At 70.6% G+C, this 13,762-nt stretch carries 12 protein-coding genes and 1 pseudogene; 5 read left to right on the forward strand and 8 right to left on the reverse strand.

Annotated features, from left to right (window positions below):
- Positions 1–2: 2 nt before the first annotated feature.
- Positions 3–1,139, forward strand: a complete 1,137-nt coding sequence (locus tag J2853_RS15420) for a FecCD family ABC transporter permease (protein WP_307558475.1) — start codon at positions 3–5, stop codon at positions 1,137–1,139.
- 4 nt (positions 1,140–1,143) lie between these two features.
- Entirely contained in the window at positions 1,144–1,980 is an 837-nt protein-coding gene (locus tag J2853_RS15425; protein ID WP_307558477.1) for an ABC transporter ATP-binding protein, read from the forward strand.
- A 198-nt stretch (positions 1,981–2,178) separates the two neighbouring features.
- On the opposite strand, the gene J2853_RS15430 is transcribed toward J2853_RS15425, so the two are convergent.
- Complete coding sequence (locus J2853_RS15430) at positions 2,179–3,123, reverse strand: methionyl-tRNA formyltransferase (protein WP_307558479.1); 945 nt, start codon at positions 3,121–3,123, stop codon at positions 2,179–2,181.
- An 85-nt stretch (positions 3,124–3,208) separates the two neighbouring features.
- On the opposite strand from J2853_RS15430, the gene J2853_RS15435 reads away from it, so the two are divergent.
- Entirely contained in the window at positions 3,209–4,555 is a 1,347-nt protein-coding gene (locus J2853_RS15435) for a lysine N(6)-hydroxylase/L-ornithine N(5)-oxygenase family protein (protein WP_307558481.1), read from the forward strand.
- Between the two features lie 202 nt (positions 4,556–4,757).
- On the opposite strand, the gene J2853_RS15440 is transcribed toward J2853_RS15435, so the two are convergent.
- Complete coding sequence (locus J2853_RS15440; protein ID WP_307558483.1) at positions 4,758–5,195, reverse strand: hypothetical protein; 438 nt, start codon at positions 5,193–5,195, stop codon at positions 4,758–4,760.
- A gap of 365 nt (positions 5,196–5,560) precedes the next feature.
- Here J2853_RS15440 and J2853_RS15445 point away from each other — a divergent pair, with 365 nt between their 5' ends.
- Positions 5,561–8,437 carry a DUF7824 domain-containing protein gene (locus tag J2853_RS15445; protein ID WP_307558485.1) on the forward strand — a complete coding sequence of 959 codons (2,877 nt, stop codon included), beginning with the start codon at positions 5,561–5,563 and terminating at the stop codon, positions 8,435–8,437.
- Between the two features lie 96 nt (positions 8,438–8,533).
- Here J2853_RS15445 and J2853_RS15450 read toward each other — a convergent pair whose 3' ends face one another.
- The 3 genes from J2853_RS15450 to J2853_RS15460 form a co-directional block, all read right to left on the reverse strand.
- Positions 8,534–9,283, reverse strand: coding sequence for a TetR/AcrR family transcriptional regulator (locus J2853_RS15450; protein ID WP_307558486.1), 750 nt, complete (start codon positions 9,281–9,283; stop codon positions 8,534–8,536).
- An 87-nt stretch (positions 9,284–9,370) separates the two neighbouring features.
- The gene (locus tag J2853_RS15455) at positions 9,371–10,567 is read right to left on the reverse strand and encodes a cytochrome P450 (protein ID WP_417850192.1); all 1,197 of its coding nucleotides are present in this window, start codon (positions 10,565–10,567) and stop codon (positions 9,371–9,373) included.
- A 465-nt stretch (positions 10,568–11,032) separates the two neighbouring features.
- On the reverse strand, positions 11,033–11,797 hold the full coding sequence (locus J2853_RS15460) for a class I SAM-dependent methyltransferase (protein WP_307558490.1): 765 nt from the start codon (positions 11,795–11,797) through the stop codon (positions 11,033–11,035).
- Positions 11,798–11,859: 62 nt separating this feature from the next.
- Here J2853_RS15460 and J2853_RS15465 point away from each other — a divergent pair.
- Positions 11,860–12,125: pseudogene (locus J2853_RS15465) on the forward strand (transposase); the annotation flags it as partial.
- A 186-nt stretch (positions 12,126–12,311) separates the two neighbouring features.
- Here J2853_RS15465 and J2853_RS15470 read toward each other — a convergent pair.
- From J2853_RS15470 to J2853_RS15480, 3 genes are all read right to left on the reverse strand, one after another.
- A complete protein-coding gene (locus tag J2853_RS15470; protein WP_307558492.1) occupies positions 12,312–13,049 on the reverse strand; it encodes an SAM-dependent methyltransferase in 738 nt (245 codons plus the stop codon).
- 141 nt (positions 13,050–13,190) lie between these two features.
- Entirely contained in the window at positions 13,191–13,316 is a 126-nt protein-coding gene (locus J2853_RS15475; RefSeq protein ID WP_307558495.1) for a hypothetical protein, read from the reverse strand.
- A 118-nt stretch (positions 13,317–13,434) separates the two neighbouring features.
- Positions 13,435–13,761 (reverse strand): DUF1048 domain-containing protein, encoded by a 327-nt coding sequence (locus tag J2853_RS15480; protein WP_307558497.1) that lies wholly within the window; start codon positions 13,759–13,761, stop codon positions 13,435–13,437.
- Position 13,762 lies beyond the last annotated feature (1 nt).

Below are 13,762 nucleotides of genomic sequence, written 5' to 3' on the forward strand. Positions count from 1 at the left end.
GCATGGTCCGCCCGTCTCCCGAGGTCCGTTCCGACGACCCTCCTCTCGATCCCTCGAACCTCAAGAAGGCGCGGCTCCGATCCGGCGCGGACGCCGTTCCCTCCCACCGGACCTTCCGGCTGGCCGCGCCGCCCGTCTCCGGAATCCTGCGGCTCCGGCTGGTCTCGGTGTGCGCGGCGCTCGCCGTCGCCACTTTTCTCGTCCTCTGCTGGGGCGTCTCGACCGGCGACTACCCGATCGGCCTGCCCCAGGTCATGAAGGCGCTGATCGGCTCCGGCGACCCCGGCACCCTGCTGGTCGTCCGGGAGCTGCGGCTGCCGCGGGCCGCGGTCGGGCTGCTGGTCGGCGTCGCCTTCGGCATCTCGGGCGCGCTGTTCCAGACCATGACCCGCAACCCGCTGGCCAGCCCGGACATGATCGGCATCACCGAGGGCTCCGGCACCGCCGTCGTCGCCGGCATCGTGCTGGGCTGGAGCGGCGGCCTCGGCACCCAGGCCTTCGGGCTGCTCGGCGCGCTGACCACCGCCCTGCTCGTCTACGCGCTGGCCTGGAAGCGCGGCACCACCGGCTACCGGATCGTCCTGGTCGGCATCGGGGTGTCGTGGATCTGCACCAGTGCCACCGACTACCTGGTGGCCAGGGGCGGGCAGTTCCAGGCGCAGGCCGCGCTCGGCTGGCTGGTGGGCAACCTCAACGGCCGCACCTGGGACCAGGCGGTCCCGCTCGCCGCCGTCATGGTGGTGCTGGTGCCGATCGCGCTCATGCTGAGCCGTCTGATGCGCACGCTCCAGCTCGGCGACGACGTCGCCGCCGGCCTCGGCACCCGCGTGCAGTCCGTCCGCCTGGCCCTGCTGCTCACGGGGGTCGGGCTGATCGCCTTCGGCACCGCGGCGGCCGGGCCGATCGCCTTCGTGGCACTCGCCGCGCCGCAGATCGCCCAGCGGATGGCCCGCACCGCCTGGCCGCCCCCGATCGCCTCGGGACTGGCCGGGGCACTGGTCGTGCTCTCCAGCGATCTCATCGCGCGCACGCTGATCTCCGGCATGGAACTGCCGGTCGGGATCGTCACCGGCGTCCTCGGGGCACCGGTCCTACTCTGGCTGCTCATCCGCGCCAACCGCGCGGGCTCAGGAGGCTGAACCCATGTCGACCACCGATCCGGACCTGCGGGCGAGCGGCCTCTCCCTGTCATACGACAGCCGCCTGGTCGTGGAGAACCTCGACCTGGTCGTCCCGCCGGGTCGCATCACCGCCATCGTCGGCGCCAACGCCTGCGGCAAGTCCACGCTGCTGCGGGCCCTGGCCCGTCTTCTCACCCCGCGTCAGGGCGCCGTCCAGCTCGACGGCCGTGCCCTGCAGTCCATTCCGACCAGGGAACTGGCCCGGCGCCTCGGCATCCTGCCGCAGGGGCCGGTGGCCCCGGAGGGGCTGACCGTCATCGACCTGGTCAACCGCGGCCGTTCACCGCACCAGACCTGGTGGCGGCAGTGGTCGAAGCTCGACGAGCAGGCCGTCCACGGCGCGCTGGCCGCCACGGGCATGACCGACCTCGCCGACCGCGCGGTCGACGAACTGTCCGGCGGGCAGCGCCAGCGCGCCTGGATCGCCATGGCCGTCGCCCAGGGCACCCCGGTGCTCCTGCTGGACGAGCCGACGACGTATCTGGATCTGGCCCACCAGATCGACGTCCTGGACCTCATCACGGACCTCAACCGGCGTGAGAACCGTACGATCGTGATGGTTCTCCACGACCTCAACCAGGCCTGCCGGTACGCCGACCACGTCATCGCCATGAAGTCGGGCCACATCGTCGCCGAGGGCGCCCCGGCCGACGTCATCACCGCCCGGTCCGTGGAGGAGATCTTCAATCTGCGGTGCCAGGTCACGACGGATCCGGTCAGCAACACACCGTTGATCATCCCGATGGGCCGCCACCACGACGTCTCAGACGTGCAGGCGTCCGCCGGGACGGCCGGCTGAGCACCGCGCCCACGCCCGGCCGAGCACCGTCGTCACCCTCCCCGGCCGGGCCCTGGTCCCCCGCATCCGGCCGAGCAGCGTCGTCACGTCCTGCCGGGTGCCGCTCTCACGACCGGCCGGGCCCTGTCCTCACACCCGGCCGGGTGCCGTCGTCGCACTCGGCCGCGTGCCGTCCTCGCGACCGGTTGAGCACCGCGTTCACGGCCGGGAGGTGAGATAGCCGCCCATCGTCTGGAAGTAGTCGACGGCCGCGTGCTCCGTACCGTCGTCGGTGCGCAGCCGCTTGACGACCAACCCGGGCCACTGCCCGCTCCGGGCGTTCAGACCGGTGACGATGACCACGCCGTCGCCCTCCCGGATGAAGACGCGCCCCGGGGTGCCGCCGTAGCGGGCCTGCGACACCTCCGCCGACACGATCCGGATGCGCTCCCCTCGGTAGTGGGTGAACGCGTTGGGGTACGGGTCCGACTGGGCGCGCACCAGCCGCTCCAGGTCCTCCGCCGGCCAGTTCCAGTCGATCCGGCTGTCCTCGATGGATCGCTTGTGGAAGAAACTCGCCTTGCTGCGGTCCTGCGGAACCCACCGCGCCCTGCCGGAGGCGATCAGGTCGAGTGCCTCGCGCACGATCGGCTCGATCAGGTCGACCGTCCGGTGGAACAGGTCGGTCACGGTGTCGCGCGGCCCCACCGGCACGGCCCGTTGCAGCACGATGTCACCCGCGTCCAACTCGGCGTTCATCCGGTGCGCGGTGACGCCGACCTCCTTCTCGCCGTTGATCAGGGCCCAGATCAACGGCGAGAACCCCGCGTACGCGGGCAGCAGCGAGTCGTGGATGTTGAGCGTGCCGTGCGGCGGGATGTCGAAGATCTCCGGCGGTAACCAGGTCCGCCAGTTGTTGGCGACGATGATGTCCGGCGCCGCGTCGCGGAGCGCGCGAATCAGGTCGTCGTCGGGCCGCGAGCGCAGCAGCACGGGGACGCCGTTCTTCTCGGCGAGTTCGGCGACCGAGTCGTCCCAGATCTTCTCGTAGGCGTGGTCGCTCTTGGGGTGGGTGACGACGAGGACCACCTCGTGGCCTGCGTCCAGCAAAGCCTGCAGCGTGCGATGACCCCAGGTTTGGTAGCCGAACATGACGACCCGCATGGTGGATCCTCTCCTTGATATGCATTCTTGCAAGGCAAGGCTAACCTTATCTAAGATGTGGCCCGCATAGGGAGGCGATGCCGCGGTGGACGACACACTGCACAGTGGTCCGGACAGCATCTACGACATCCTGGGGGTCGGTTTCGGACCCTCGAATCTGGCACTGGCCATAGCTGTTGAGGAGCACAACGCAAGGGTTCCAACCGCGGAACGACTACAGGCCGGATTCCTGGAGAGGCAGCCGCACTTCGGCTGGCACCGGGGAATGCTCATCGACGACGCGACGATGCAGGTCCCCTTCCTCAAGGACCTGGTCACCATGCGCGACCCGGCGAGCGACTTCAGCTTCCTGTGCTACCTGCAGGAGCGGGGCAGGCTGGTGGACTTCCTCAACCAGAAGACCCTCTTCCCGTTACGGGTGGAGTTCCACGACTACTTCGAGTGGGCGGCCGCCCGCGTGAGGCACCTGGTCGCCTACTCCGCCGAGGTCCTGTCCGTCGAGCCGGTGATGACGGAGGACGGCGAGGTCCGCTGGTTCGACGTGGTCAGCCGTGACCCCGACGACCCGGCCCGCACGATCCTGCGCCGGGCCCGCAACATCTCCGTGGCCACCGGTCTGGAACCCCACCTGCCGCCGGACACCGTTCTTTCCGACCGGGTCTGGCACACCAGCCAGCTGGTCCCGCGCGTCACCGAACTGGCCGCCGCGGGCACCCCGGTGCGTCGCGCCCTCGTGCTCGGCGCCGGGCAGAGCGCCGCCGAGGCGGTCGACTACCTTCACCGCACCCTCGCCGAGACCGAGGTCTGCGCGGTCCACGCCAAGTACGGCTACACCCCCGCCGACGACAGCCCCTTCGCCAACCGGATCTTCGATCCCGAAGCGGTCGACATCTACTTCAACGCCCCGCCCGGGGTGAAGCAGTCCTTCTTCGACTACCACCGCAGCACCAACTACTCGGTGGTCGACGTGGACCTCCTGCAGTCCCTGTACGCGACCACGTACCGCGAGAAGGTCCAGGGACGGCAGCGCCTGCGCATCCTCAACGTCTCCCGCATCCGGGACGTCCGCGTCCTGGACGACCGCCTGGACGTCACCGTGGAGTTCCTGCCCACCGGTGAGCGGAGGGTCCTGGCCGTGGACGTCCTCGTCCACGCCACCGGCTATCGCCCCTCCGACATCGGCACCCTTCTCGGCGACGCGGCCAAGCTCTGCATGCGCGACGAGGAGGACGCCGTCCGCGTCGGCCGCGACCACCGCGTGGAGCTCAGCCCCGAGGTCACCGCCGGCATCTACCTCCAGGGCGGCACCGAGCACACCCACGGCATCACCTCCACCCTCCTGTCCACCACCGCCATCCGCGCCGGCGAGATCCGCGACTCCCTCCTCGCCCACCGCGCGTCCGCGGCCGCCCTCACCGGCCTTCCCGCCTGAACCTCCCCCGGCGCCGGACGACCCCGCCGTCCCGGCGTCCGGGAAACCGAAGCGCCTCCCGGCTTGAGCCGGGAGGCGCTTCGGTTCTCACCGGGGTCCGCGACGATCCGGGCCCGGCCTCTGCCGAGGCCCCCCGATCCCACGACGTACCGAACCCCGGTCATGGTCTCGGGAACTCCGGATCATGTCATGCGGCCCGGGTTCAGGAGGACTTCGCCTTGAGGCACTTCTTGAGCGTGTCCCTGGCGTTCTGCTGACGCGGTGTGACCTTCGAGAGTTCCGCGCTGAGCACCTGCATGTACTTGGCCCCGGCGGCGTTGTAGGCGTCCAGCGCCTTCTTCGCGGCGGGGTCCAACGCCGGCGCGTTGGCGCTGAGCTCGTGCTGGGCCATCTGCTGCGAGAGCTTGTCGACGTTCGCGGCGTCGCGTGCCTTCATCATGGCCTCGTAGGCGTTCTTGACCGCCGGGACGGCGTCGACCTTGGCGAGGTTGTCCTCGGCCTCCATCAGCGCGAGGTGCTCCTGGGCGCAGGGGGCCGGCGCGGCGGGGGCCGAGGCCGAGGCGGCCGAGGCGGTGGCGGCGGTGGTCAGGGCGGAGAAAAGCCCGACGGCGACCAGCGCCGTCGCGGTACGGATGTACATGATGCTCCCGTGAGTGCTGAGGGTTGGTTGGCATGTGACCTTCTACACCGTAATCACTCTGAGCAAACGTTCGGCTACCCTGGGTTCGAGTCAAGCGATCGTCTACTCCAAGTTCATGCCAAGGGCGTCACGGACCCCCGGAGCCGATCGGCGCGAGGTGGAGCCGGGGAGATGCGACCTCGCGACCCGACCGGGCGTCCGATCGCCCGTACCGCCGGGAGAAACGCCTGTCCTGAAAGACGACAGGGGCGGGTGAGGAGGAGGCGCCGGCGTTGGGCCTTCCGCGACGGCTACCACGTCTCGACCCGTAGACGCCCCTCGGGGATGATCGGGTTCTGTCGGAGCCGATCTCTATGGTGTGCGGCATGACGACACCCCCCGAGAACGGGTCCTGGCCGGGCGTGCGCACGGCCATCGCCGCCGGCGACCCGGCGCTGGTCGCGGACGCCGTGCTGGCCCTCGGCAAGGCCGGGCGCCGCGAGGTGGCTCGCGAGCTGCCCGGCCACATCGGCGTCGCCAGGGAAGCGGCCGAGGAACACGACCGGCGCCGGGGCAGGTGGACCGGCAGCGAGGAATGGATCGAGTCCATGCGGATCGCCGGCGCGGGCGTGCTCGACGGGGCGGCGACCGTGGCGACCTGGCTCTACCGGCGTGACCTCACCCGTTGGCGACGGTCACTCGACTCCGAGCCGCTGCTGCGTGTGATCGCCGCGCGGCCGCCGGAGTGGCAGGCCGACCTCGCCGTACGGCTGGCCCTGCGGCTGCGCGGCAGCCGGGCCCAGGCCAGGGACGACAGCATGCCACTGGCCCTGGAGCTGCTGCGCCGCACCGGCGCCGTCCCACCCGGCCACGACCCGCTCACGATCGCCTGGGTGTCCCAGCCACCGGACCTGGAGCACGACCCGCTGGCCGAGCACCTGGTGCCCCGGTTGTTCGAGGCCGAGGGCGTGGGCCGGGCGCTGCGCGAGGACAACGTCGACCCGCCCTCCTGGAACGCCGGCCGCCGCACCTGGCTGGGGGCGCTGCGCACCGCGGTCGCGGCCGGCCGGTTCGCCCCCGAGCCGCTGGTCAGCGGCTGTGTGCGCCGGTTCCTGCGCGGCGGCAGCGCCACCGACCTGCGGTTCTTCGCCCGCCTGCACGAGATGCTCGCCCCGGCGCCGGGCAAGGACCGCGCCCGCGACTACCTGCGGCTGCTGCCCGCCGCGCCGGGCCCGGTGGCCGAGCTGGCGCTGCGGCAGCTGCGCGGCGCGGGCGAGCTGAGCGGCGAGGAGGTCGGTGAGGCGGTGTCGGCGCTGCTGTTCCGTCCCGAGAGCAAGCTCGTGCGTGCCGGGCTGACCCTCCTGGACCAGGCCGTCCGCGACGCGACCGGCGACCTCGACGACCTGGCCTCGGCGCTCGCCTCGGCATTCCTGTGCGAGTCGTACGAGGTGCGCGAGCGCACGGTGCGCCTGGCCATCAAGCATGCCGGGCGCTTCACGCCCGCCGGCGCCGAGGCCGTGCGCGAGGCGGCGGGCGTCCTGCCCGCGGAGCTGGCGGCGCGGCTGTCGGAGGCGTACGGCGTGGTGGCGGCCGAGCCGGAGGCGGCCGACGGATTCGAGCCCGGGACGCTGCCGCCGTTCGAGCCGCTCGCCCGCGAGCCGTTCCCGCCGGCGCTCGACGACCTGACCGCCGCCTACAACCGGGTCGACGACGGCATCGCCTTCGAACGGTGGCTCGACGGCTTCGTCCGCGACCCGTCCAAGCGGCCGCGCCCCGGCCGGGGCCGCATCTACGAGCTGCGCCAATGGTGCCGCCTTGAGGAGTGGACGGAGGCGCTGCTGCGCGAGGCCGCCGACCCCGGCGAGGAACCGCCCGTCCCCGAGCCCGAACACGCTCCCGAATACGCCAGGCACGTCATCGGCGTGCGCACCGCCGAGGGCGACGTCAAGGTGAAGTTCGGCCGGCTGCCCGCCGAGATGCGAAAGAGCATCACCGCGAGCCTCACGAAAAGAGGCGTTCCGCTGGGCAACCTGGAGCACTTCAAGGAGGGCCCGCCGCTCGAAGCGGAGATCCTGGGCGTGTCGATCATGACGTCGGGCCACTGGAGGGGCCGCGGCAAGGAGGAGGAAAGGCCGCGAGACCGGCTGCCGGACCCGCACCACGTCTCACCGCCGCACTACGCCATGCTGTTGCGCTGCGCCGAGATCCACACCGCGCTGAAGGCCGGGACGCTTCCGCCGTACCTGCTGGCCACCCCGACCCTGACCTCCGGCCACCTCGACCCCGCCGAACTGGTGGCCCGCCTGGAGGGGTACGAGCACGCCGGCGTCCAGGCCCTTCCCGCCGATCTGGGACAGGCGCTGCTGCGGCTGCCGCGCGCGGTCGACCCGCATGTGATCGACCGCGCCGGGAAGCTGACCTCGGAGGCGGGCGCCACGCTGGCGCGCTGGCTGGCCGACCGGCCGGAGCCGGAGCTGCGCGTGGACTGGTCGCACGCCGGCGGCGACTACACCCACGACCGGCAGAAGGGCGAGCACAGTCCTCGGTTGCACCCCCGCATCCGGATCGAGCCGACGGGACTGGCACTGATCGACACGCTGCTGTCCGACCCGCGTCCCTGGACGAGCGAAGGACACGGCCTGTACATGGACTCCTGGCGGTTGACGCTTCCCTCGGACCGGGAGGCGGTGGCCATGCACCTCCTGCCGCACCTGCTCAACACCTGGGACCGGGCCGGCTACTTCCACGAGTACGTGGCGGCGCTGTTCTCCCAGGACGGGCCGACGGGCGAGGCGACGGCGCTGCTGATCTCCGTCCAGCTGACCGAGATCGGCATGTTCGCCTGGCCCGAGCGCGGTCGGCGGCTGCTGCTGGGCGCGGCCGCCGCCGGCTGCCTGCCCGCCGTGGAGTGCGGGCGGCAGCTCGGGCTGTCCCTGCGCAGGGACGTGGCCAAGATGAGCCACGTACGCTCGGCGCTGGAGGAATGCGTGAAACAGGGCGCGCACCGGCAGGTGTGGGAGATCATGACCGGGTTGCTGCCCGTCTACCTGCCAGGACCTGACGAGCGGCCGCATTCCGGGCACACCCAGGCGCTCTCCTTCGCGACCGGCGCCGCCCTCTGGGCCGGAGCGCGCGGCCCCGTCCCCGCGGTCGCGGAGGCGGCGGCCCGCAAGGGGTCGAGCGACTTCGTGCGCACCGCCCGCACCCTGCACGAGCGGCTGCTCGGCGGACGGGAGCAGGCCGCGACGCGGACGCGCGTCTAGACGAGCGGAAGGCGGTGCGCGCCGGTCACGGTCGGCGTGAGGACGTAGGAGTCTGTGGCCATGACCTGCGCGTTTCGCCCGTGGGGGGTCCCGCCCTCAAGGGGCGTCGGCGGGACCACCCGCGTCCGCCGCTCCGGGCCGGTCCAGCCCGGCTGCCAGCTCGGCGATCGCCTCGTCGATCTCGTCACACAGGACGGCCATGGGCGGCGTGTCGTCCGGGCCGTCGGCGCGTTCGAGCCACCGTCCCATGACGACGCGCAGCGCCGTCAGCGCCGTCGCCGCGCACAGCGCCGGATAGATCCCGCCCGAGGCGGGTCCGCCGTGGTGCCGGTCTTGGCCCCGGGCCGCGATGCCGGGCTGGATGCGTCCGGCGATGGCGTCGGCGAGCGCCTTTTCCTGAGCCGCCAGCACGGCGAGCTGGTGAGGAACGAGCGACGGCGTCCTCCGGATGAGCTGCAGCGCCTTGACGTAATCATGGCCGGCGGCATCACCTTGGTCGACGACGGCGATCACCGCCTCGCGAAGCGCCCGCAACACCGATTCGGTGCCGGGCCGGGCCCGGAACTCGGCGATGAGCGCTTCGGCGCCGGCCGCGGCCGCCGCCACCACCGCCTCCTCCTTGCTGGAGAAGTAGTTGAAGAACGTCCGCACCGCGATGTCGGCCTCACTCGCGATCTGCTCGACGGTGACGTTCTCCACGCCGTCGCGCAGCGCCAGGCGCAGCGCCGCTTCCCGCACAGCGGCCCGGGTGGCCAGCTTCTTACGCTCGCGGCGCCCGGCCGCGGCCGCTGTGCCGGTGGCGGGAACGGCACGGGCCGCCGTGACCGGCGGGTCGAGGCGAACCATGGTGATCCCCTTCTGTTCGCGTGGCGTGCCGCGGTCTCGGCGGGCCTCGGCCGCTCGAGGACGGCAACCCAGCCTAGAGGGGATCGGTCAGGCCCACGTCACGGGCAGGGAGTGCACCCCGAAGATGAGCATCTCGTTGCGCAGCGGCACCTGGTCGGCGGGCACGGCCAGGCGCAGCTTGGGCAGCCGGGTCAGCAGTTCGCTCAGACCGACCTTCATCTCCGCCCGGGCGAGCTGCTGGCCCAGGCACTGGTGGATGCCGTGCCCGAAAGCCAGGTGCGGGCTGCGGGGCCGGTGCACGTCCAGCCGGTCGGGCTCGCTCCAGTGGCGGGGGTCGCGGTTGGCCTCGGGCGTCGCGATGATCACGGTGGAACCCGCTTCGATCTTCACGTCGGCCAGCGTGACGTCCTCGGTGGCCACCCGGCTGACGCCCATCTGGATGATGGACAGATACCGCAGCAACTCCTCGACCGCGGTGTCCATGAGGGCGGGGTCGGCGCGCAGCGCGGCAAGTTGGTCGGGGTGCTCCAGCAGCGCGAAGGTGCCCAGGCCCAGCATGTTGGCGGTGGTCTCGTGGCCGGCGCCGAGCAGGACGAGGGCCATGTCGGTCAGCTGGGCGTCGGTCAGCGGCGGGTCCGCGTCATGGACGAGCCCCGACAGCATGTCGTCGGCCGGCTTGGCCCGCTTGGCCGCCACCAGTTCCTGGATGAAGGCATACAGCTCAAGGCCGGCGTGGGCCCGTTCCTGGTCACCGGCGTTGGCGTTCAGCGCGACGGCGGTGCGCTCCTGGAACTCGGCCCGGTCGGCGTAGTCGACGCCGAGCATCTCGCAGATCACCAGCGAGGGAATCGGCAGCGCGTAGGCGGGCACGAGGTCGGCTTCGGTGCCTGCGGCCTGCATGGCCGCGATGTGCTCCACGGCGATCTCGCGGATGCGCGATTCCAGCGCCCGCATCCGCCGTACGGTGAACTGGCCGGTCAGCAGCCGCCGCAGCCGCGTGTGCTCCGGCGGGTCCATGAAGACGAACATCCCGTCGGTGCGGCTTTCCACGGCCTGCGCGGCGACGGCCGTCTGCCCGCCCTGGTGCGGCTGGGTGGCGTCGGGGTGACGCACCCGGTCAGAGCTGAAGCGGAGATCGCTCAAGACGGCGCGGGTCTCGTCCAGGCCGGTGACCAGCCAGCCGGAAGCACCGTTGAGCAGCTTCAGCGGCTGCACCGGTCCCTGTCCACGTCGCTGCCGCAGACCGGGCGGCGGGTCGAACGGGCATCCGCCCCGCTCGACCATGTCCGCGGACAGCAGTCGGCGCATCGCGGTAGGGGATTTCGCCGTCGGTCTGGTCTCGGTCTGCTCGCCGGAAGTCGTCATCACCACATCCTTTTCTCGGGCGGGCACGGTTCGGCCGCCCGTCGCTGGCGGGTCTGCCCGCCAGGCTACACCCAAAGATGCATAGTGTGCATAGATGCATAACGAGCATGTTTATGCGGGTGCCGGCGAGCTCCGCCATCTGCCCCGCACCGGGTTGATCCTGCTTCGTGGCCGGTGTCGTTGACGCACTCGACGCGCTCGGGGGCGGCCTGCTCGGCGGCCGCGATGCGCTCGGCGGTGACCTGCCTGCTCGGCCATCCGCTCCGGCTCGCTCTCTTCCTCCTCGCGCCCGAGGTGATCGCACCCGTGTGGCCGAGCGCTTCAGTTGGCGGGAATCGCCCGCTGAAACGCTCAGCCACCACAATCGATCGTTACGAGGCGCCGTCAGCCGGCTTCGAGAACGAAGAACAGGAAGCCCAGGAACCTCTGGCCGGTGATCTCGCGCAACTCCTCGGGGAACAGTTCGCGGGCTTCCGGCACAAACGGCGGTTCGCTGATGACACTGATGCGAAAGCCGGCCGCGGTGAAGGCCTCGGTCATCGCGTGCAGCGGCCGGTCCCAGAAGCTCATCTGGACGGTCTGCCCGCCCATGGTCCATTCTTCGGTCCGGATACGGGTCTCGAAATAGCTGGGCTTCTCCCCTGCCATGTGACGCATGAGGGTGATCGCGAATGGATGATCGACCGAGACGAGGAGCCGGCCGCCAGGCCTCAGCACGCGTCGCAGCTCGGCCAGTGTCGGTCCCCAGTCCTCCAGGTAGTGCAGCACCAGGGACGCGATGACGTCGTCGAACGCCTCGTCGGAAAAGGGCAGTGGGCCGGCCAGGTCGACGACCCGCAGGTCCGCGCCGGCGCCCAGCCGCCGTCGGGCCAGCTCCAGTATCCCGGCGCTCGCGTCGATGCCGGTCACGATGGCGCCTCGATCGCGCAGCGCGTGGAACAGGGGGCCCGAGCCGCAACCGGCGTCGAGGATGCGCCGACCGGTCACGTCCCCGGCGAGCTCCAGCATCGCGGGCCGCTCGTAGTACGCGTTCAGGAGGCTGGTCTCGTTCTCGGCCGCATACCCCTCGGCGATCCTGTCGTAGTCGTTGAATCGGGACGAATGTGCAGCCTCGGCATGATTTTCGGGCATGGTAGACATACGCGCCATTTTTGCCCATCAGCCTCGGACGGCACAGACGTACGGCCCGTTTGCCGTGACTGAACGCTTCGATCGGCGAAAATCGCCACCGACTGGCCGTGCGCAACGGCCACCACCGACCCGGAAGGTCACAACCTCGGCCGGCGTCGTCGAGGTGCGAGCTCCGCGAATAAACGACAAGCGCGTCGACGCCGCCAGCGGAGAGCGCAAGCGGTTCTCCTCGGCGATCCTGCCGCCATGGTGCCGTAAGCCCCCGAAGGTCGCCGACGTGCTACCCCTGCTCTATCTGCACGGACTCTCCTCTGGAGACTTCGTGCCCGCGCTGGAGCAGTTCCTGCGTTAACGGCGCTCACCTGGTGCCGCTCGTCCGGGCCGGAGCCTGCTTCAAACGAGGCCAACTCGTCGAACGCCCCGGGGCGCACGCAGCCTGAGGACGAGAGTCGAACCACGAGACCGCTGTACCCCGGCCGCGCGGCGCTGCGAGCTGTCGGGATTGAGCTTGGACACCAGGGCCTATCCAGGGTCAGTCGGACGTCTGACGCAGGACCAGGGAGACGAAGCCCCAGGTGTCCCGGTAGACGCGCAGCCATTCGGAGCGGCGGGTGGTGGCTGTCGCAAGCACGTGCGAGCTGCCCGGATCGGCAGAGTGGTCCAGGGCCCATGAGGCCAGTGACCCCCAGCAGGCCCATTCATAGTTGTCCAGCTCACGACGCGTGCTGACGTGCCCGTCGACAGGAACCCACCCATCGGCGACAACGCGGTCCACGGTGGTCGCCAGGTCGGTGAAGTCCCCGAGCATCTCGATGGCCTCCTGAGAAGGGTCGCGGTCCCAGAACCCCTCACCGATCAGGACGCGGCCGCCGGGAGCCAGGTGCTTGCGTGCCGCCGCGAGGGTGGGGAGCAGACCGCCGAAGGCATGCGTGGCCCCGACGCTGAGCACCAGGTCGAACGACTCCGAAGAAACGAAGTCTGCGGCCTCCTGGTGGTGCAGGACGAGGCGCTCTTGGACGCCGAGGCGGCTCGCTGCCTGGCGGGCCTGCGCCAGGGCGTCCTCGGAGATGTCCACGCCCTCGGCGTGCAGGTGCGGATGCGTGGCCAGGGCGCGCAGGAGCCATTCCCCGCCGCCGCAACCAAGGTCGAGCACACGCTCGTCGCCGCGCGAGACGCCGCGTTCCAGCAACCGGCGCACCGAGTCGTCATCGAGCGGAGACTTTATTGGATGATCGGCATGGGCGATCCTGGAGATCTGTTCACGGTTCACCGGCGCAGCTTGTCAGCGCCAGAGGTCGCGCGCACCTCATTTTCGTCTGCGGATTGGAGCCCTCCGAGGCAACCGCCGATCCACAGGTCTTGACGATTACCCCCAGTTCGAGCCGGGAGACACTGCTGAAAACTGACACATTCATCCTTTGTCGCGCGGGTGATACGCGAGTTGACGCTCGATGGATGCGTCGGCGAAGTCACCCGCCCCGTTGATCACCTCGCCCGCGCCGAGCTGGATTCCCCGGGCAAGCCCGAAGCCCTTCAAAACAGCGCCCCTGCCATCGGGATCGGGGCCGGTGAAGTCGTCGCCCCCGCCGAGATCGACATTCTGGGCCGATACGGCACCGATGATCTGAGACCTCGTACTCTCGGGCCGACGGGTGTCACTTCTCGGCCGTGCCGGGTTCCCCGCTGATGGACTCCTGGTAGATGTCCGCATAGGTGCGCGAGTCCTTGACCAGGTCGTCGCAGAAGGCGGCGACGTCGTCGCCGATGAGTTCCAGGACTCCCTTGCCGGCCGCGACGCCCTCCTCGAAGAAATCGACGATCCCTGAGAGCAGGGACCCGTCGAACAAGTCGATCGGCCCGACCTTGAAGAGGTACCTCTGAATCTCCTTGTAGACGATCTGGTAGTCCGGCGGGAGCGCCTTGACCCGCGCCTTGTACGCCCGCCACTGCTTCTTGCCCTCGATGATGTCTTGGATGCCCACG

The sequence above is a fragment of the Streptosporangium lutulentum genome, assembly GCF_030811455.1.
GTDB classification, from domain to species: domain Bacteria; phylum Actinomycetota; class Actinomycetes; order Streptosporangiales; family Streptosporangiaceae; genus Streptosporangium; species Streptosporangium lutulentum.